This window comes from Brachyspira hampsonii, from assembly GCF_002214805.1.
Lineage (GTDB): Bacteria > Spirochaetota > Brachyspiria > Brachyspirales > Brachyspiraceae > Brachyspira > Brachyspira hampsonii.
Window position 1 is genome coordinate 2,313,877 of the sequence record NZ_CP019914.1, and the last position, 18,443, is coordinate 2,332,319.

General features: G+C 26.5%; 23 protein-coding genes. 14 read left to right on the top strand and 9 right to left on the bottom strand.

From position 1 onward, the window contains the following. Positions 1–2: 2 nt before the first annotated feature. Positions 3–1,142 carry a radical SAM family heme chaperone HemW gene (gene hemW, locus BHAMNSH16_RS10140; protein WP_008728464.1) on the top strand — a complete coding sequence of 380 codons (1,140 nt, stop codon included), beginning with the start codon at positions 3–5 and terminating at the stop codon, positions 1,140–1,142. Here hemW and BHAMNSH16_RS10145 read toward each other — a convergent pair. After that, the gene (locus BHAMNSH16_RS10145) at positions 1,134–1,511 is read right to left on the bottom strand and encodes a Trp family transcriptional regulator (RefSeq protein WP_241033602.1); all 378 of its coding nucleotides are present in this window, start codon (positions 1,509–1,511) and stop codon (positions 1,134–1,136) included. The two genes, hemW and BHAMNSH16_RS10145, sit on opposite strands and share 9 nt — an antisense overlap. A 76-nt stretch (positions 1,512–1,587) precedes the next feature. Here BHAMNSH16_RS10145 and BHAMNSH16_RS10150 point away from each other — a divergent pair, with 76 nt between their 5' ends. The 5 genes from BHAMNSH16_RS10150 to BHAMNSH16_RS10170 all read left to right on the top strand — a co-directional run bounded on the left by BHAMNSH16_RS10150 (position 1,588) and on the right by BHAMNSH16_RS10170 (position 4,959). Then, the gene (locus BHAMNSH16_RS10150) at positions 1,588–2,145 is read left to right on the top strand and encodes an ankyrin repeat domain-containing protein (protein WP_008728462.1); all 558 of its coding nucleotides are present in this window, start codon (positions 1,588–1,590) and stop codon (positions 2,143–2,145) included. Between the two features lie 115 nt (positions 2,146–2,260). Beyond that, complete coding sequence (gene dnaN / locus BHAMNSH16_RS10155; RefSeq protein WP_008728461.1) at positions 2,261–3,388, top strand: DNA polymerase III subunit beta; 1,128 nt, start codon at positions 2,261–2,263, stop codon at positions 3,386–3,388. 22 nt (positions 3,389–3,410) lie between these two features. Continuing rightward, complete coding sequence (locus tag BHAMNSH16_RS10160) at positions 3,411–3,599, top strand: hypothetical protein (RefSeq protein ID WP_069731451.1); 189 nt, start codon at positions 3,411–3,413, stop codon at positions 3,597–3,599. Then, positions 3,586–3,954 (top strand): type II toxin-antitoxin system VapC family toxin, encoded by a 369-nt coding sequence (locus BHAMNSH16_RS10165; protein WP_008728004.1) that lies wholly within the window; start codon positions 3,586–3,588, stop codon positions 3,952–3,954. The genes BHAMNSH16_RS10160 and BHAMNSH16_RS10165 overlap by 14 nt, the downstream gene beginning before the upstream one ends. A gap of 150 nt (positions 3,955–4,104) precedes the next feature. Further along, on the top strand, positions 4,105–4,959 hold the full coding sequence (locus BHAMNSH16_RS10170; protein ID WP_008728006.1) for a DUF368 domain-containing protein: 855 nt from the start codon (positions 4,105–4,107) through the stop codon (positions 4,957–4,959). A gap of 3 nt (positions 4,960–4,962) precedes the next feature. On the opposite strand, the gene BHAMNSH16_RS10175 is transcribed toward BHAMNSH16_RS10170, so the two are convergent. From BHAMNSH16_RS10175 to BHAMNSH16_RS10205, 7 genes are all read right to left on the bottom strand, one after another. Continuing rightward, complete coding sequence (locus BHAMNSH16_RS10175; protein WP_373367747.1) at positions 4,963–5,526, bottom strand: hypothetical protein; 564 nt, start codon at positions 5,524–5,526, stop codon at positions 4,963–4,965. A gap of 80 nt (positions 5,527–5,606) precedes the next feature. Continuing rightward, on the bottom strand, positions 5,607–6,122 hold the full coding sequence (locus BHAMNSH16_RS10180) for a YfbM family protein (protein WP_008728009.1): 516 nt from the start codon (positions 6,120–6,122) through the stop codon (positions 5,607–5,609). Between the two features lie 220 nt (positions 6,123–6,342). Next, entirely contained in the window at positions 6,343–7,299 is a 957-nt protein-coding gene (locus tag BHAMNSH16_RS10185) for an Rpn family recombination-promoting nuclease/putative transposase (RefSeq protein WP_069731453.1), read from the bottom strand. A 77-nt stretch (positions 7,300–7,376) separates the two neighbouring features. Continuing rightward, positions 7,377–7,643: a hypothetical protein gene (locus BHAMNSH16_RS10190; RefSeq protein WP_008730467.1), complete on the bottom strand. Its 267-nt coding sequence runs from the start codon at positions 7,641–7,643 to the stop codon at positions 7,377–7,379. 27 nt (positions 7,644–7,670) lie between these two features. Beyond that, the gene (ftsA, locus tag BHAMNSH16_RS10195) at positions 7,671–8,918 is read right to left on the bottom strand and encodes a cell division protein FtsA (protein ID WP_008730468.1); all 1,248 of its coding nucleotides are present in this window, start codon (positions 8,916–8,918) and stop codon (positions 7,671–7,673) included. A gap of 119 nt (positions 8,919–9,037) precedes the next feature. Next, positions 9,038–9,535 (bottom strand): hypothetical protein, encoded by a 498-nt coding sequence (locus BHAMNSH16_RS10200; RefSeq protein WP_008730469.1) that lies wholly within the window; start codon positions 9,533–9,535, stop codon positions 9,038–9,040. A gap of 3 nt (positions 9,536–9,538) precedes the next feature. Continuing rightward, complete coding sequence (locus BHAMNSH16_RS10205; RefSeq protein WP_008730470.1) at positions 9,539–10,207, bottom strand: hypothetical protein; 669 nt, start codon at positions 10,205–10,207, stop codon at positions 9,539–9,541. A gap of 231 nt (positions 10,208–10,438) precedes the next feature. Between BHAMNSH16_RS10205 and BHAMNSH16_RS10210 the strand changes: the two genes are divergently transcribed. From BHAMNSH16_RS10210 to BHAMNSH16_RS10220, 3 genes are read left to right on the top strand one after another with little or no spacing between them, the layout of a single operon-like run. Continuing rightward, complete coding sequence (locus BHAMNSH16_RS10210) at positions 10,439–11,122, top strand: hypothetical protein (protein ID WP_008730475.1); 684 nt, start codon at positions 10,439–10,441, stop codon at positions 11,120–11,122. A 7-nt stretch (positions 11,123–11,129) separates the two neighbouring features. Then, a complete protein-coding gene (locus BHAMNSH16_RS10215; protein ID WP_008730476.1) occupies positions 11,130–11,891 on the top strand; it encodes a hypothetical protein in 762 nt (253 codons plus the stop codon). 27 nt (positions 11,892–11,918) lie between these two features. Continuing rightward, positions 11,919–12,899, top strand: coding sequence for a glycosyltransferase family 9 protein (locus BHAMNSH16_RS10220; protein WP_039954778.1), 981 nt, complete (start codon positions 11,919–11,921; stop codon positions 12,897–12,899). Between the two features lie 6 nt (positions 12,900–12,905). On the opposite strand, the gene BHAMNSH16_RS10225 is transcribed toward BHAMNSH16_RS10220, so the two are convergent. Next, positions 12,906–13,916 (bottom strand): SDH family Clp fold serine proteinase, encoded by a 1,011-nt coding sequence (locus BHAMNSH16_RS10225; RefSeq protein WP_008730478.1) that lies wholly within the window; start codon positions 13,914–13,916, stop codon positions 12,906–12,908. A 180-nt stretch (positions 13,917–14,096) separates the two neighbouring features. Here BHAMNSH16_RS10225 and BHAMNSH16_RS10230 point away from each other — a divergent pair, with 180 nt between their 5' ends. From BHAMNSH16_RS10230 to BHAMNSH16_RS10250, 5 genes are all read left to right on the top strand, one after another. Beyond that, entirely contained in the window at positions 14,097–15,056 is a 960-nt protein-coding gene (locus BHAMNSH16_RS10230) for a flagellar filament outer layer protein FlaA (RefSeq protein ID WP_008730479.1), read from the top strand. 128 nt (positions 15,057–15,184) lie between these two features. Next, a complete protein-coding gene (locus BHAMNSH16_RS10235; RefSeq protein WP_008730480.1) occupies positions 15,185–15,748 on the top strand; it encodes an isochorismatase family protein in 564 nt (187 codons plus the stop codon). A 22-nt stretch (positions 15,749–15,770) separates the two neighbouring features. After that, positions 15,771–16,532: a triose-phosphate isomerase gene (tpiA, locus tag BHAMNSH16_RS10240; RefSeq protein WP_008730481.1), complete on the top strand. Its 762-nt coding sequence runs from the start codon at positions 15,771–15,773 to the stop codon at positions 16,530–16,532. A 114-nt stretch (positions 16,533–16,646) separates the two neighbouring features. Then, positions 16,647–17,702, top strand: a complete 1,056-nt coding sequence (locus BHAMNSH16_RS10245; protein ID WP_206193847.1) for a polysaccharide deacetylase family protein — start codon at positions 16,647–16,649, stop codon at positions 17,700–17,702. A gap of 34 nt (positions 17,703–17,736) precedes the next feature. Beyond that, positions 17,737–18,438 (top strand): endonuclease III domain-containing protein, encoded by a 702-nt coding sequence (locus tag BHAMNSH16_RS10250; protein WP_069731454.1) that lies wholly within the window; start codon positions 17,737–17,739, stop codon positions 18,436–18,438. The last annotated feature ends 5 nt before the right edge of the window (positions 18,439–18,443 follow it).

Here is an 18,443-nt window from a genome sequence, read left to right on the forward strand (position 1 = left end):
AAATGTCAGGGCTTTATATACATATCCCTTTTTGTACATATAAATGCAGTTACTGCAATTTTTATTCTATTGTTAATATGAATGACAGAGAAATATACAAAAAATATGCAGAAGCATTAATATCAGAACTAAAATTAAGAATACAAAATTATAAATCATATATAGAAACAATATATTTCGGAGGCGGTACTCCTTCAGTATTAGGCAGCGGGCTTTTAAAATATTTATTAGATAATATATTAAATATTGTATATAATCATAATATTAATTTAAAAAATACAGATTTAATCAAAGAAATAACTATTGAATCAAATATAAATGATATAAACTCGGAGTATATCAAATTTTTAGAGAATATAACAAATATAAGACTTTCTTTAGGTATACAGACATTCAATGAAAAAAGTTTAGCTATTATAAATAGGCATACTTATAAAAAAGATATCATAAATGCTATTAAATTAATAAATAAATCTTCTTTAGAAAATATATCTCTTGATTTTATATGTGCTCTTCCTTTAAACTCAGAAACACAAATAAAAGATGATATATTATTTTCTTATGATTTACTTCCTAAAATCAAGCATTTTTCTCTTTATTATTTAGAGCTTACAGAGTCATTGCAAAAAAAATGGAAAGATTTACTCCCTAATGATGAAGAATCCGTCATTTATTATAAAAAAGCATCTGATACATTGGAAGGACTTGGATTTAAAAGGTATGAGGTTTCAAATTATTCGCTTCCTTATTATAATTCTATTCATAATAGTAATTATTGGCTTTTAAAGGATTATATAGGTATAGGAGTATCAGCTGTAGGATGTTATAATAATAATAGATACTGCAATGTAAAAATACTTAGAGATTATTTTAATTTTATTAATAATAGTAATCTCCCCATAAAAGAAAATGAATACTTAGATATAGATACTAGAAAAAAAGAATTTATATTCCTTTCACTAAGAACAGTAAAAGGAATAAATATTGATAAGTATAATAATTACTTTAATGAAAAATTTTATGATAAGTATTATAACATTATAAATAATAATACTAAGTATTTTAATATATATAATAATTATTTATCTATAAAAAAGTCATATTTTGATTATGTAGATGAGATTAGTATATTGTTACTTTGATTTGTTTAATGATTCTTGAAAGTTTTTATCATTTATAAGATATTTATCAACTATTATTGCTAAAGCACTGTCCTCTTTCTTCAATTCCTTTGCTCCTCTTGTTATCGAACAAAGACTTGCATTTAAATGTTTGGCTATTTCATATTGCGGCATTTTCTTTCTTAATAATGTTACTATCCTCAATCTTTGCTGTATCATATCTTGTTCATCTTTTGTGAAGAGTTCTGTTAGAAGTTTTTTAATAAATTCTTCATTATTTTCGGTTGCTAAAATATGTGCTAAAAGTTCCATTTTATATCTCCTTAAATTCATTACTATTAATAATACTACTATATTAAGTATAGAATAAATATTAATTTTTTCAAGCAAATTTCTTATTATTATATATAATAATGTTACAAGTATATATAAATTACTGTTTATTAATAATAATAAAGGCAAATTTATGAAAAAAGCTAATAAAAATACTAAAAAGATTTCTACCAAAGAAAGCAATAAAAACAATATATTTATTATTTTATTTGTTATATTAGTTTTATTCACTGTATTTATATATAATTATTATAATAAAAAAATTAATTCCATTGCAAATATAAATGAAGTTGATTCTTCAGGACTTACAATAGTTATGAAGGCATTACTTAATGAAAATAATCAATTGAGTATTAATGATATAAAAAAACTTATAAGAGATAATAGAAAAAATATAGATTATAAAATCAGAGATAGTGAGAGTAAGACTTTATTAATGTATGCGGTATATAACGGAGATACTGAAATAATAAAAGATATAGCTGAATACGGCAATCAATTAAATGAAATAGACAACAATGGAAGAACGGCATTGCATTGGGCTGTTTATTATAACAAATACGATGCTGTTGTTGCTTTAATAGAGCTTGGTGCTAAGGATTTTATAAAGGACAATTATTCTCTTACTCCTATAGATATAGCACAGTATGAGGGGTACGAGGATATATATAAATATTTATCAAATTTATAATAATTAAAATATATTGTAAAAAATATTTTTTAATGTTAGAATTAGTAATCAATATTATAGTTTTTAGAAATTAATAGAATATAAATAAATAAAAAATAATAAAAAAGAGGAAGCAATGAGATTTAGATGTTTAAAAAAAGATATAGTAAAATCTATCGGAGTTACTGAAAATGTTGTTGAAGGTAAAGTAATTTATAATATAGAAAGCAATGTGCTTTTTCATCTTTCAGGAAATATGCTTACATTGACTGCCACTGACGGCTCTGTTTGGGCTAGAAGCAGAATCATACTTGATGACTGCGAGGGTGAAGGTGCTGTAGCGGTATATGCCAAAAAAATAAGTTCTATATTAAAAGAGATGCCTGACGGGCTTATTACTATCAATGTTGAAGAAAACGAAAAAATAAACATAGAATCTGAAAACGGAAAAACTAAACACTTAATCATCGGAATGAAAACAGATGATTTCCCTGCTTATCCTGAAAGCAATGGAGATATTAGTTATATCATGCTTCCAACTAAAGAATTGGTTACTATGATTAATAAGACAATATCATCAATAGCTAAAGAGCCTTTCAAGCCTGCTTTAAGAGGTATATGCTTTGAGAAAACCGATTCTAAATTTCTTGCTGTTGCTACTGACGGCAGAAGAATGGCAGTTATAGAGAGAGAATTTGAAGGTGTAGAAAATGGATCCTTCTCAATAATTATAGAGCCTAAAGTTTTAAATGAAATACTTGTTACTGCAAATTATGATGAGGTAGAACAAGTAAAAATGGGGGTTGACGGTCAGCAGGTTTATTTCCAAGTTGGCAAATATGATTTTGTATCAAGCCTTATAGAAGGAAAATATCCTAATTTCAGACAGGTTATACCAAAAGAGTTTGCATATAGTTTCAGAGTGAATAAAAATGATTTGCTTGATGCTATAAGAAGAATTGTACCTATGATTAATGATGTTCGTTCAAAGAGAATGATATTAACCGTTTCTGAGGAATCTCTTAAAGTAAAAGGTATTAACCAAGAGATGGGAGAATCTTTAGAAGAAATTGATATAAAATATTCAGGCGAAGAGCATTCTGTGGCTTATAATTACACTTATATACAAGATGTTATAAAACAAATTGATTCTGAAATAGTTACTTTTATGGTTAATAAAGATTCTAGTCCTACTATGGTAAAAGAGATAGAAAGAGAGGATTATTATTATATTATTATGCCTATGAGTATAGGTGAGGAGTAATTTATTTTAAGAGGAAATTCTTATGGAAATTTTGGATTTATCTGTATTGGATAATGAATCAAAAAAACAGATAATAGATTTTTATGATTTATTGCTCAATAAACAAAAAAAGTATACCAAAAATGATTTGAATAAATTTAGCGGAAGTTTAAAAATATTAGAAAAAGATCCGCTAGAATTCCAAAAAGAAATAAGAAATGAATGGAAATAATATATTACTTTATACAAATGCAATTATATATTTTCTAAGCGGTAAGTTTTTATTCGATAGTGAATATAATATATTTACATCAATAATATCGGAAATAGAATTATTATGTTATCCAAAAATAACATCAGAAGAAGAAAATATAATAAAAGATTTTATTGATAGTATTAATATTATAAATTTAGATAATTATATTAAAAATGAAACTATTTTAATAAAAAGAGAAATTTCTATAAAACTTCCGGATGCAATTATACTAGCTACTGCAAAAACAAATAATTTAATTTTATTAACTCAAGATAAAGGCATATTAAAATATAATGTATATAAAAATATACAAATAAAAAAATGTTTCTAAGTATATTTATTTTTTATAAAATTACATATTTGTAAAAAAATAGTAAAATAATTGTAAAAAATACTTGCTTAAAATTATTATATAATATATTATCATTTTTCTAATATTTGATAGTTTTTATTATTTATTGAAAGAGGTTTATTGAAAATTATGAAAATTTTAGGCAATTATATTTATACTATAATAAAAGGTTTTATCATAGGAGCTTCAATGCTTGTACCGGGTTTCAGCGGCGGAACTATGGCCATGATACTTGGTATATATGATAAATTAATTGCTTCTTTAAGCGGTATTTTAACTTTCTCAAAAAATGAAAACTACTTTCTTAAAAATAAACTTAACTTTTTGTTTTTAATATTTTTCTGTGCAGGCTCTCTTTTAGGTATGGTTATAATTTCAAAGCCATTATCAAATTTAATAGAGAAATATTATACAGTTTCTTCTTTCTTTTTTATGGGGGCGGCACTTGGAGGATTTAATACAGTTTATAATAAAACTAAATCATATAAATTTGATTTTTTAAGCATTATATATATTCTTTTAGGAGCAGGCATAGTATATTTAATATCTATAATACCTGAAGGTTTTTTCAGCAGTTCAGGGGATAGAAGCGAGATGTTTATGTACTTTATACTTATAGTGGCTGGTTTAATAGTTGCTATTGCTATGATACTTCCGGGTATAAGTGTTTCGTATATGTTTTTGCTTTTAGGTATTTATCAAGAAACTATTGATGCTGTTCATGATTTGTATATTCCATATTTAGCACCTTTGGCTATAGGTGCAATTTTAGGAGTTGTTCTTACTACTAAAATTTTAGAATATTGGATGGAGCATTATGTAAAGTCTTCTTATTTGATAATATCAGGTTTTGTATTAGGATCTATTATACAGGTCTTTCCCGGACTTCCAAAAGGCATAGAATGGGCTTTATGTCCTATAATGTTTTTAGCAGCTTATTTTTTAATAAGACTTTTACAGAGATTTGACCCTGATAATAGATAATATTTAGTTGTATATTATCTTTATATTATAAATATTAAAATAGTATGGATATCTGCTGAAAAGCTCTATATCAAAACTTTTATAATTATCTATTTCTTTAAAATTTTTTATCTTTTTACTGCCGTTTAAAAAGAAATCAATTTTCAGAAATGAGTTTACATTTCTTTCATTAATACTGTCATAAATATTTTTTGGTATTTGTATTATAAATGATTTATTTTCTTTTATAGATTTATAATTATTGTAGCCGTCTGTAATTTCTATATTAAATAGAGCAGGGTATATATTAATTTTATATGTATTTAGTATACGCCCTAATTTCATTATATTTATTTCTAAAATGTTTATATTGTATTTTTGATTTTGCTCTGAAGTTATATTTAATTTGATATCTGCATCTTTGTCTAATGTTTGAATATATAAATTGTTAGTGTCAAAATTATCATCTTCTAAAAATAAATTATAATTATATTCATCTTTGTGAAAGCCTATTATATCAGATTTTTCTCTATGTATGTCATAGCCTTTATATTTTAAATCACTTAATTTATAAATATCATCAGCCATAACTGGAAAAGCATTTAAACAAATAGCAAAAAATAAAAAAATAAAATATTTATTCATTATTAATAATATTAAGAATAATTTTACTGGTCAACTGTAAATATTACAGCTCTGTTTGAATCAGAGGCATTTTTCCAAAACTCTATGCTTCTGTAAAAATAATCCCAAGTATATTCAAAGTCTTCATCGCTTAAAGAATACTCATAATCTTTTTCATCTATTTTAAAATATTTTTCTTTGAACTTTTCTTTTGTGATAGTTTCTATTTTTGAGGCAATGTCTTTAACAATGTTTGCTTTTTTTAATGTAATAATATAATCTTCTTCATCATCTCCGTTTCCGTATAAAACATCTCCTCCCATTATAACAGAGCCTAAAGGATAATTATCATCGCCGAATACTAAAAATCCGTCATTAGAAAGGCATCTATGCATAGCGTCCCAAGATTTATCAAGCTCATAAATATATTTTTTATGTTTTTCAAAGTATATTTCTTCTAAATATTCAGAAACAAAATCAGGTCTTTCAAGTCTTGAAGTTTTTAATAATTTATTTAAATCCTTATCGCTTAAAGCAAATAATACTCCCAAACAGCCCATAATTATAACTCCGTAGTGATTATTAATTTTTTATTAAAAACTTTTCAATAATTATTTTGTAAAACTAAAGTGTTTTTCTTTATTTATACATAAAAAAATTATTCGCTGAAAATATCTGACAAGTAAACTTATCAGATGCTCATAATTTTTTTATTTTTCTTTATTTATACATAAAAAAATTATTCGCTGAAAATATCTGATAAGTAAACTTATCAGATGCTCATAATTTTTTTATTTCATCTATACTTAAACCTGTTATTCTGCTTATATCTTCATTACTCATATTCATGTTTTTTAAATTTAGTGCTATGTCTTTTGCTTTATTTATTTCTCCTTGCTCTATTCCTTCTTTAATTCCTTCTTTAATTCCTTCTTTAATTCCTTCTTTAATTCCTTCTTTAATTCCTTCTTTAATTCCTTCTTTAATTCCTTCTTCTTTACCTAGTCTTCTTTCCTCATCAAGCATTATTTGATTGCCGTATAAATATGCTTCTTTTTTCTCATATTCCATCATCATCAATCTGCTTTTTACAAAATTATTATATTTTTTCTGTACTTCTTCCATTATAGGTTTTTCTTTTACTATTTCAGACATAGATGCCTCCAAATTTTTACTTGTGAATATTTTGAGCCAATAATTTAAATCTTTAGATAATACATTTTTCCTAAACTTTTTTAACTCTATTATATGTATTTGTAAATGATCTGTTAGAAGTTTTTTATTATTCATCTCATAAAGCATATAGCATGAATGTATGTTTTTAGTTTTATCCAAATTAAAATTGAGAAGATTAATGCTTATTACAGGTGTAAGCTCATCATATCTTTCACCATGCTTTAATAATTTACTGTAATTAGCAGCCCAATAATAAAGTATACGTTCTGGAAATCTTGAATTACCTTGTAATTGTATTTCTATAATAACCACTGAACCATTTTGTGTAATGCATTTTACGTCAACTATTGTTTCTTTTAAATTTTTATTTTTTTTCAAGTTGAATGGTGTTAGTATTTCCACAGAACGAAAAGTCTTCATATTAGCATTAAGCATTATAGAATTGATAAAATCTAAAAGTATAGACTCGCTGCTGCCTTTATCAGTAAAAAGGTATCTTATAAAATAATCATTCAAAGGATTGAAATATTTTATTTTTGCAGTATTTAATTTTTTACTCATATAAATATTATACTAATAAAGAATGTATTTGTCAAAATTTACAGTTATAGTTAATTTTTTATTTAAGTATGAAATTTTTATAAAAAATAATTAGCTGCAAATATTATTACAGCTAGAATAATACTGTATATTAAAGACATTTTTATTTTGATAGATTTAAGAAAATATATAACTAAAAATAAAGCAAAAACTAATGCGGCAATAAAATAATATCTTTTAATGCCTTCATTTACTATTATTAAACTTATAGAAGCTACAAGATTACTAATCATAATCATTCTTACTAATATAAGCTGAATTGTTATAGCAAGAATATCACCATTATCCGGTTCTTGATTATTCATATTTTACTGCCTGATGTAATGAATATTTTATTTGAAAAACTCAGAGAAAGGGTTTTTAAAGTTGAATTTAAATTTACCTTTTTCAGATGTTTTTTTATGAGGTATATTTACCTGAGTAGCTTCATCTAAACTCATCATAAGTATTCCAATTACAGCTGAATATGCAGGATTATTCGCTATATCTCTTATGCCTTCAATTTTATCAGGCACACCTATTCTGGCACTAATAGGGGCAGCACCTTTAACAGCAGTTTGATAAGCCTTAGCAAGTTCTACCAATCCCGGAAGCAATGCACCGCCTCCTGTAAACACCATACCGGCAGAAAGAGAATCAATATACTTCATTTTATTTAATTCTTTTCCGCATAAACTGAAAATTTCTTCTACTCTAGGCTGTATTATTTCAGTTAATACTCTTTTAGGTATAGTACGCATTTGTCCGCTTGCAGTAGGTACTTCAATAATTTCCTTTTCTCCAACCATATCTATAAATGCAAAACCATGATCTCTTTTTAATCTTTCAGCAGAAGGTATTGTGATTCTTAATCCTTCGGCTATATCATTAGTTATATGCTGACTTCCTACAGGTATAACAGCAGTATGCCAAACGGAACCTTCCAAATATACCATAATAGAAGTAGTGGAATGTCCTATATCAAATACAACTACTCCAAGCTCTTTTTCATCTTCAGTAAGACATGCTTCAGAACTTCCTCTTATATTAACTATAAAGTCCTTTCCGGAAAAACGCATTTTATTTAAAGTTTTTCTTAAATGTTCGCTTACATGTTTAAGTCCTGTTATGATATGCACTTTAGTTTCAAGTCTGGTTCCGGACATACCCACAGGATTTTTTATTTCATCTTGTCCGTCCAAAGAATATTCCTGTTCTATAGCTTCTATTATTTCTCTATCGGCAGGTATTAATATATTTTTTGCACTTTCTAAAACTCTTTCTATTTCGGCGGGAGTGACTTCTTTATCTTTAGTATTGACACCTATTACACCTTTACTGTTTAATCCTTTTATATGATCTCCGCCTATTGTTGCAATTATATCAGGAGCTTGTAATCCAGCCATATGTTCAGCTTCATTTATAGATTTTTCTATAGCATTGGCAGCGGCATCTATATTGATAATAACTCCTTTTTTGATGCCTTCGCTTTCGCTTTCGCCTATACCTATAACATCTAATTTGTCATTATTAACACGGGCAATGACAGTCTTTATTGATGCACTTCCTGCATCTAATCCTGCTAAGATTGGCTCTTTCAAGGTAAACTCCTAAATAATAATATTATGTTAATATTTTCGGTAAAAATAAAAGTATGATTAATGATTATTTTTTATGATTATATTATGGTTTAATTAATTTAATGCTATTAGATATAAAATTACAAAATAACCCATTTGTTGTTTTCATAAGACATTATGAATGTTTGTCTTGCTTTTGAAGTAGTATCTTCTACTCTGTCATAAACAGATGAATCGGCATCTATATAAGCCTTTTTTCCTTCCAATTTTATATCATAAACCTTTTCTATTTTAGTTTCAAATTCAAAATCTAATGAAGGATCGCTTTGTACATATTCTTCAGCATTTTTTATATTTCTGCTTTTTCTTAATACTTCTTTATAATTTGTAGAATAGAATTTTTCATAAGCTATTCTAACACTGTCCTGATTATAAGGCAGTGAGTAAAACTCTTTTAAAGAAGATAAAGCTAGATTTTTTAATTTATCTTCATCATATTTTTTTACTTCTACATTTTCTTTAAAATCTTCATCGCTTAGAATTATTTCAACTCTTTTAGTATTTTCTTTATTATTACTGCTGCTGCATGATATTGAGAATAATATAGCAAATGATATTAATAATATATATTTAAACATTTATTAAAGTCCTTCCAATATAGATTTTCTTGTATTTTGAGGCGGCATAGCTTCCTTTTCTTTTATTCTTGTATCTGATGTTGTTGTAACATTATTCATATCTATATATTTTACAATGCTTGGTCTTTCTAATATTATTCTTATATCTCCATTCTGCCAAGCTACTGTATTGGCATTTAGGAAAGCTCCTTTAGAGTATTTAGCGTTTAAAGCAGATAATAATTCAAGGAAATCAACCTGATTAGGCTGAAAATTTATAGTTATAGAATATAAAGCATCATTTTTAAATATGAAATATCCGCTTTTATAAAATTTATTTTCTTCTAATGCAAGAAATGTAGCACTTTCTTCAGCATTCAAATCAACAGTACCTGTCATATATTGTTTAGGCAAAGTCATAGTATTATCGCTTAATATAGCATTTATAGTATCTTGTCTTGTTGCCCCTAAAGTAATGTTTTTGAATCCTGTTATAGGAGTATCTATTACAGCAGGTTTTCTGCCCATTATAGCATCATTAGTTATATATTCATCATTATTTTGATTATTTTCTTCTGTTTGTGTATTATTTTGTGTGTTATTTTGAGGCGGAATATAAGCATCATTTGTTGCATATTGAGAAAATAAACTGCATCCAAATACAAATATCAAAATAAATATATATTTTTTCATTTTTTATCCCAAATTTTTTATTTTATTCTTTTATAATAAAAACCTTATAAAAACAATCTTGTTATATAGTATCGGTTATATTTTATTTCAAAATAGTAAATTTATTTTGAGGTTTTTGTATATTATACTTGCAAATTATGCAATTAGTCTTTATTTATTTAATTAAAAAAATTTGAAAAAATTATGAAATATATTATATTTTAGTTATAAAAGGGTTTTAGGAAATTATTTATGAATAAATATAATAGAGTTACAATCGTTTGCGGTCATTATGGAGTTGGGAAAACAACTTTTTCTATTAACTATAGTATGTATATTAGAAATTTCACATCTAAAGGTATTTATATTGCTGATTTAGATGTTGTAAACCCTTATTTTAGATCCAGAGAGCATTCTTCGTATTTAGAAGGAAAAAATATAAAAGTTATAGGAAGTTATCTTCCGCAGTCAGGTTCTGATTTACCTGCGGTTTCTGCTGAGGTTTATTCTATTTTCGATAGAAAAGATATTATAGGCATAATTGATATGGGCGGCAATTCAGCAGGCAGTTTATCATTCGCTTCTTTTCGTGATAATGTTGATATTAATGAAACAGATGTTTTTTTTATTTTTAACGCCAACAGAAAAGAAAATTCCACTTTTGAATTAGCATTGGGGCATCTGATTGATATAGAGTCGGTTCTTGGCTTAAAAGTTACTGGTATAATAAATAATACTCATTTAATGAATGAAACTTCTTTTGACGATATAGAAAAAGGAGAAAGTATAGCATACGATTTATCTAAAGAGAAAAATATTCCGATAAAGTTTACTTGTATTAACAGTAAATTTTATCATAATAATTCTAAAATATTGACTAAATATGATTTATTTGTAATTGATTATGATATAAAAAATATAGGAAATATTATATAGTTGATTTATGGATTATAGTAATATTAGATTATATGAGATAGCTTCTATGTTATCGCCTAGTGTATATGAAACTATATTCTATAGTCAGTATCAAGGCCGTTCTGATAAGGATGCTATAATTTTAGATGATGAAACATTTGAGAGATGTCATGTATCTGATAATGTTTATAAGAATTTCCTATTTTCTAATGCAGCCAGACTCGGAAAAAGTATTGATTATATAGGACTTAATCAAATGCATAGTGCTGTAATAGAAGATATAAAAATAACTGAAAATGATATATCTATAAAATTAAATGATATTATTTTAACTAATTTGGCTAATACTCTAATAGATATAAAATCTATGGATGTAGAATTAGAGCCTTTTTATATTACTTTATTATTTAAAGGTATGAATTATTATTCTAACAACTATATAGATAAAAATGAAAAATTAATACCTACTGATGAAAGCCCTATAAATTCTATATATTGTCAGGATCAATTATCTTTTATTAATGACAAGCATATAGATATAGTAATTTCAACTAAGTATATAGATAATAAATTAAAATATATTATAATAAATTGCAGCAATGTTGAAGTTGTAGAATCTGCTAAAGATGTGTGGAAAAATATTTTTAAAAATGACTTTTCTATGCTTTATGAATATTTTCAAAATATTAGAAAGTCTAGTAATTTAATAATGGAAGGAACTATTTATAAAACTATAATATCAGGATATGAAAAATTTATGGATGATTTCATAGATTTAGATGATTTTTAATTATATTTTTATAATTTTATTATTTTTATGGAAAATATTAAGAACTTGCTTATACATTCACCTAATTGGCTTGGAGATATAATTATGTCTATGCCTGCCATTTATTTAATAAAAGAAAAATATAAGGGTATAAAAATTACCGTCATGGCAAAAAAATCTATGTTTGGAATATTTACTGCTTCTGATTTAGTTGATGAATGTTTGGAAGTAAAAAGGTTTCCGCATTTGAGAAAATATAATTTTGATGCTGCTTTGATTTTTCCTAATTCATTTGAAAGTGCTTTTAGAGTATTTGGACATGGTATAAAAAATCGTATAGGTTATAAAGCCGATTGTAGAAATTTTATGCTTACAAAAGCGGTTTATAGAAAAGAGGTTAGGTGGATACATACATCAGATTATTATGTTAATTTGCTTAAAGCTATTGGAATAAATGAGCAAAGACCTAGTATTAAATTAAAAATAAGAGAAGATGTATTAAATAAGGCAAGAGATTATTTAAAAACTGTGAATCCTGAGAATAAAAAAATATTTGCTTATGGTATAGGAGCAACTAACAGTATAGGTAAAATTTGGCGGGAGGAGTATTTTGCTGAAGTTGCTAATTATCTGTCAAACAAATATGATGCTCTTACTTTATTTATTACCACACCTAATGAAAAAGAGATATCTGATAAAATATCAGCTATGCTTTTAAAAGAGCCTATAATACCTTATATGTCATTAGATATGATAACTGGTATTTTGAGCTTATGTAATGGCTTTATAGGCAATGATTCAGGAGCTATGCATTTGGCTTCTATAGTTGGAATACCTACTTTAGGATTATATTTTGCAACACCTGCTTATCAGAATTTTCCTATTGGTATTAATAGCCATATAATAGAGAAAAAGCCGGATAATCCTGCCTGTGTATGCGGCGGCAAAAAATGTAAATTAGAAACATTTGAATGCCGGGAGATTATAAAGCCTAATGAGGTTATAAGTAGATTTGAATCAATAATATAATTTATATTATCGAATATGAAATTTGCTTCTGTTTTGTTTTCCGTTTATTAAAGTGTTTTTTATCCAAGAACTATTATCATTCATAGGAATCCATCTTCTCTCTTCGACTCTGTAATGCCAATCTTTATCTTCCTGATAATATATTTGTATTGTGCTGCCTTCATGTATGTTTAATATTTCATTGTCATGATAGTTAATTTCATCATAATCTGTACAGGATTTCTGTCCCATTTCTGAGTAATATTCATTTAGCGACATTAATGATTCATTTAGTTTATCATCCATTTCTTTAACATTAAGTCCTAATTTTTTAGCTTCTCTTATAGTAATAGGGTAGTTATGCGAAGGATAAGAAGAATTGAGAGAATTTGATATATCATCTATTAATTTCTGATCTTTCATATGATATGATAAAATATCTTTACATAACTTTATTGAAAGGCTTGAAGCCCTGTCAACAGCTCCCAAAACTAAAGGGTGTATATATTTGTATATATGTTCATAAGGATTATTATCATTATTATTTGACTGCTCTTTCCATAGTTTTATCACTCTAGCCAATTCATCCTGACTGACATATACAAGACTATTATCTTTATTTACAGGGGATAATTCATGCTGAAGCGATGTATCTACAGCTGTTATAAATGCTAAAGGTCCCATTTGTATTTCATCAGCACCCAAACAAAGCATTGTAGCCGCACTTGCAGCTTCTAAAGGCAGCAATGCCACAACTTTTTTGGCAGACTCTCTAAGAAGATGTACTATTCTTAAAGATGCCTGTCCGCTTCCTCCGGAACTTTTTATAAAGAAGTATATTTTATCGCATTTTCCTATATGTTTAAGTATATCAGAGAGTACAATTACATCATTTTGGCATATACTTCCTCCATTAGAGTTCCAATATGAAAGTAATGGAGCATCAAGATGTTTTGTAATTTTATTAATAATTTCCTGAGTTTTGGAAAATAATATAGGCGGTTTAATAGTTTTAGTTTGTGATTTATTATCAGCCATAGCATAAACCTCATTTTTAATTTACATAATTACATTTTTGCGTAATATTCTATATTAATAATAGATAATGTCAAATATTGATTTATTTTTTTGACTAAATTTGCTTGACAAATTAAGAAATTTAGTGTATAAAAGTTATATTATTATGCTTATTAATTAGTACAAGGAGTGCAATAAATTATGAAAAAGTTATTCGTAGTATTAACTTCAATTTTTATCGCTGCATCTGCTTACGGTTTAACAAACTCAACTTTGATTGATTTTGCTTTAACAGGTAATGCTGATAACTTACAAGGTGGAGAAGGTGATACAAATGAATTAGTTCCAGTTGCAGAAAATCTTTATAATGATAACTGGGTAGTGTGGTTGAATGAATCTGCTAGATTAACAGAAAATCGCAGAAATTCTTATGTTACTAACGTAGATAGTAAAGGTAACAATGGTGCTTGGGAAGCTGGTAAAGTTCTTGGTATAAGAGTACATTTCCCATTAGCAGGTTGGAACAGCTATGCTTTAGTAAAACCAGTATATGAACTTGAAATGTATGGCGGTGCTGATGGTACTAAATATACAGAAGGTAAAGGTGTTATACATAATGTAGGCGAAATTAAATCTATAAGCTCTTGGGTTTACGGACGCAATTTCTTAGTTAGCTATTTCGTAAACTTACAAAACGAATACGGTGCATTAAAATCTTATCCTATGGGTACTGTTTACTTCAATGGTTGGAGACAAGTAAGATGGGAAAACAGAGAATATTTACCTAATGTTCGCGACAGAATATTAGTAAGAGAACCTCTTTATCCTAGAATGATCCCTTCTGTAAAATTAGATTCTTTAGGTTTCTACAGAACTAAAGATACTCAAGGCGGAGATTTCATTACTTATGTTAAAGATGTAACACTTGAGTACGATGTAGTAGTTGTTGATGCTGAAGAAGATATCGATGATGAAGCTACTTGGCAAATCTTAAAAACTGAAAATGATAGAAAAGAAGCTATAGAAGCTGCTAGAATACGCGAACAAGCTGAATTAAGAGCTCTTGAAGAAAGACGTATAGGTGATGGTACTGCTGATCAAGGTGCTGCTAATAACGGTGCTGCTGCTGATCAAGGTGCTGCTCAAGAACAAGCTCAATAATTAAATTAGTTTGGAAATAAAAGGCTAATTAATAGATTAAGGGGAAACTTAATAGTTTCCCCTTTTTTTATTGTATTTTTTTTATTTTAGAATATAATTTTAATAAAATTATATTGAAGGAGTTATTTATGAGATTAATGAAAGAACCTCTAATAAACAAAGATGATACTCTATATATTTGTATTGATGAACAGGTTAAATTAGTTCCTGCTATATATGATATTGATACTGTTATAAAAAATACTAATATGCTTTTTAGAACTGCTGATATGCATAATATTCCTGTTTTAGTTACAGAACAGTATCCTAAAGGTCTTGGCAGTACTGATGAGAAAGTTAAGCTGCCAAAAAATTATAAACTTTTTGCTAAAGAATATTTTAGTATATTCGGTACTGAAGATTTTGTAAATGAGTTTAATTCTATCAATAAAAATAATATTGTAGTGTTTGGTATAGAAACTCATGTTTGCGTTTATTATAGTGTTGTTCATTTGCTAGAAAATGGATATAATGTATATGTTGTTGCTGATGCTTGTTCTTCCAGAACTAAAGAGAGTAAGGATATAGCTTTAAAGCAAATGGCTAATCTTGGTGCTAATATAGTAACTACAGAAATGATAATGTTTGGTCATATAGAAAATTGTAAAGTTCCTTGTTTTAAAGATGTTAGTAAATTATTAAAAGATAATTAATATATAATTTAGGAGAAATAAAATGGCTAGAAAAAAACTTATTGCTGGTAATTGGAAAATGAATAATTCCAATAAAGAAGCTTTAGAATTAGTTAATAGCTTAAAAGATTTAGTTAAAGATGTTAAAGACAGAGATATTATGATAGCTCCTACATTTACTTGTTTAAGTGATGTTCATAATGCTATTAAAGGAACTAATATTAAATTAGGTGCTCAGAATTTATACTTTGAGGAAAAGGGTGCTTTTACAGGACAGATTTCTGCTGATATGCTTTTGGCTGTAGGATGCGAGTATGTTATTGTAGGACACTCTGAATGCAGAGATATATTCGGCGAAAAAGACGAGCTCATAAACAAGAAAGTAAAAAGAGCTTTGGATAAGAATCTTATACCTGTTTTATGCGTTGGAGAGCATTTAGAAGAAAGAGAGAAGGGTATTACTTCTGATATAGTAAGTTCTCAGATTAAAGAAGCATTCAAAGGTTTAAGCGAGGCTGAAGCTAAAAAAGTTGTTATAGCTTATGAACCTGTTTGGGCTATTGGTACTGGTAAAACTGCTACTCCTCAGGATGCTGATGATGTTCATAAAACTATTAGAGAAACTTTGAAATCTCTTTACAATGATTCTGTTGCTGAAGGTATGATTATACTTTATGGCGGAAGTGTTAATGAAAAAAATGCTGATGATTTACTTAATATGCCTAATATAGATGGTGCTTTGGTAGGCGGAGCATCTTTGGTTGCTGATAAATTTGCTAGAATAGTTAATTATGTAGCTAAGTAAATTTAATTATTATATTGTATTTTAAGGGCAATGCTTTATGAGTATTGCCCTTGTTTTATTTTGTAAAAAATATATAATATCTCATTATTAAATAATTTAAAAGAGCATAATAATTTGAAGATATTTAAATTGTTTTATATATTATTATTTGTTTTCTATTCAAATATTTTATTTTCTCAGCAGCCGGAAATTTCGCTTGTGAAGTTTTATATATGTGATGGCAATATTGGAAATTCTCAAATATCTATGTATTTAAATATAATGGATGGAACTAATGTATTTGGAAAATATTATTACAAAAATATAAATCAATTTATAGATATAAAAGGACATATTAATCAAAATAAATTATATATTGAAGAAAAGGTTAATAATCGTGTAACAGGATATTTTAATGGAATAGTTTCTAATGATTTATTTTTTTCAGGGGAATGGACATCTCAAGACGGAGAAAATAAATATGATTTTTCATTTTATATGAATAAATCTTATCCTATAAACACTCTTGATATTATCAATTTAGATTTGGAAGCTGCTTTAGATGACGGCAGAAAATTTGAATCGAGTAAAGATGCTGTAATAATAAAAAATGAAAAAAATCTTAATAATTTAGATAGAATTTCTTTAGATGTTGATGGAGTAAAATCTTTAAATACAAATAGAATAGCATTTATACTTAATAATTCTATTATTGATGAATATAATGTGTGGAAAAAATCCAAAGAAAATAATGAGGATTTTCAATTAATAAAAGAAATAAATGTTTCTTATTTAGATGAGAATATAATATCATTTACTATATATAATTATTCTTATACAGGCGGAATTCATGGTATATATAATGCTGTGCCTGCTATATATTTAATTTCAACAGGTGAAAGAATAGGTTTGAATCTATCAGAGCTAATAGAAAATAAAAATGATAGAGAATTAATTAATTTGATGAGAAGTAAATTACTTAGGAATTTTACTGAAAAAGATTTTTTTGATTTTTATTCTATTGAACTTAGTGATATTTATGATATAACTCCATCTGGTGTAACATTTATATGGCCTTTATATAAGATTGCTGATTATGCTCATGGTATTATAGAAATTGAGTTTACATATTTAGAGCTTAAGCCTTTTATAAAAAAAGATTCTAAATTTTGGTATTTGTTTAATAAATAGTTTATTGTTTTATATTGTATAAAGGACATATTTTATGAATGATAATGATATTCACCCAATAATGAAAGAGCTTACAAAAGTTACTAAAGAAATGCCTATGCCTGTTGTAACTGAAATAAAAATAATAACAAACAGAGATGCATATAAAATTTTAATATCTACAATGCTTTCACTTAGAACAAAAGATCCTACAACTAGAGATGCTTCTATGAGATTATTTGAAAAAGCTGGAAATCCTAAAGATATGCTTAAACTTACAGAAGAAGAAATAGAAAAACTTATATATCCTGTTGGTTTTTATAAAGTAAAGGCTAAAAATATATTGGAAGTATCTAAAATGATAATAGATGATTTTAACGGACAAGTGCCTGATGAAATAGATGAGCTTTTAAAACTTAAAGGTGTGGGAAGAAAAGTTGCCAATTTGGTAGTAACTGAAGCATTTGATAAAGACGGTATATGTGTTGATACTCATGTTCATAGAATATCAAATAGATTCGGATATGTTAATACAAAAACTCCTGAAGAAACAGAGTTTGCATTAAGAGATAAACTTCCTAAAGAGTATTGGAGGGTTTATAATGATACTTTGGTTGTTTACGGACAGAATTTATGCAAGCCTATTTCTCCATTATGTTCAAAATGCACAGTATCTCAGTATTGCGATTATTTTAAAAATGAATATAAAGAGCATAAAGAAAAAAATAAAGAAAAAAAATCTAATAAGAAAAAATAAATATA

Bases quoted from the DNA above. Each gene is read 5' to 3' on its own strand.
- hemW (WP_008728464.1), top strand. From the start codon at position 3: ATGTCAGGGCTTTATATACATATCCCTTTTTGTACATATAAATGCAGT.
- BHAMNSH16_RS10150 (WP_008728462.1), top strand. From the start codon at position 1,588: ATGAAAAAAGCTAATAAAAATACTAAAAAGATTTCTACCAAAGAAAGC.
- dnaN (WP_008728461.1), top strand. From the start codon at position 2,261: ATGAGATTTAGATGTTTAAAAAAAGATATAGTAAAATCTATCGGAGTT.
- BHAMNSH16_RS10160 (WP_069731451.1), top strand. From the start codon at position 3,411: ATGGAAATTTTGGATTTATCTGTATTGGATAATGAATCAAAAAAACAG.
- BHAMNSH16_RS10165 (WP_008728004.1), top strand. From the start codon at position 3,586: ATGAATGGAAATAATATATTACTTTATACAAATGCAATTATATATTTT.
- BHAMNSH16_RS10170 (WP_008728006.1), top strand. From the start codon at position 4,105: ATGAAAATTTTAGGCAATTATATTTATACTATAATAAAAGGTTTTATC.
- BHAMNSH16_RS10175 (WP_373367747.1), bottom strand. From the start codon at position 5,526: ATGGCTGATGATATTTATAAATTAAGTGATTTAAAATATAAAGGCTAT.
- BHAMNSH16_RS10180 (WP_008728009.1), bottom strand. From the start codon at position 6,122: ATGGGCTGTTTGGGAGTATTATTTGCTTTAAGCGATAAGGATTTAAAT.
- BHAMNSH16_RS10185 (WP_069731453.1), bottom strand. From the start codon at position 7,299: ATGAGTAAAAAATTAAATACTGCAAAAATAAAATATTTCAATCCTTTG.
- BHAMNSH16_RS10190 (WP_008730467.1), bottom strand. From the start codon at position 7,643: ATGAATAATCAAGAACCGGATAATGGTGATATTCTTGCTATAACAATT.
- BHAMNSH16_RS10200 (WP_008730469.1), bottom strand. From the start codon at position 9,535: ATGTTTAAATATATATTATTAATATCATTTGCTATATTATTCTCAATA.
- BHAMNSH16_RS10205 (WP_008730470.1), bottom strand. From the start codon at position 10,207: ATGAAAAAATATATATTTATTTTGATATTTGTATTTGGATGCAGTTTA.
- BHAMNSH16_RS10210 (WP_008730475.1), top strand. From the start codon at position 10,439: ATGAATAAATATAATAGAGTTACAATCGTTTGCGGTCATTATGGAGTT.
- BHAMNSH16_RS10215 (WP_008730476.1), top strand. From the start codon at position 11,130: ATGGATTATAGTAATATTAGATTATATGAGATAGCTTCTATGTTATCG.
- BHAMNSH16_RS10220 (WP_039954778.1), top strand. From the start codon at position 11,919: ATGGAAAATATTAAGAACTTGCTTATACATTCACCTAATTGGCTTGGA.
- BHAMNSH16_RS10225 (WP_008730478.1), bottom strand. From the start codon at position 13,916: ATGGCTGATAATAAATCACAAACTAAAACTATTAAACCGCCTATATTA.
- BHAMNSH16_RS10230 (WP_008730479.1), top strand. From the start codon at position 14,097: ATGAAAAAGTTATTCGTAGTATTAACTTCAATTTTTATCGCTGCATCT.
- BHAMNSH16_RS10235 (WP_008730480.1), top strand. From the start codon at position 15,185: ATGAGATTAATGAAAGAACCTCTAATAAACAAAGATGATACTCTATAT.
- tpiA (WP_008730481.1), top strand. From the start codon at position 15,771: ATGGCTAGAAAAAAACTTATTGCTGGTAATTGGAAAATGAATAATTCC.
- BHAMNSH16_RS10250 (WP_069731454.1), top strand. From the start codon at position 17,737: ATGAATGATAATGATATTCACCCAATAATGAAAGAGCTTACAAAAGTT.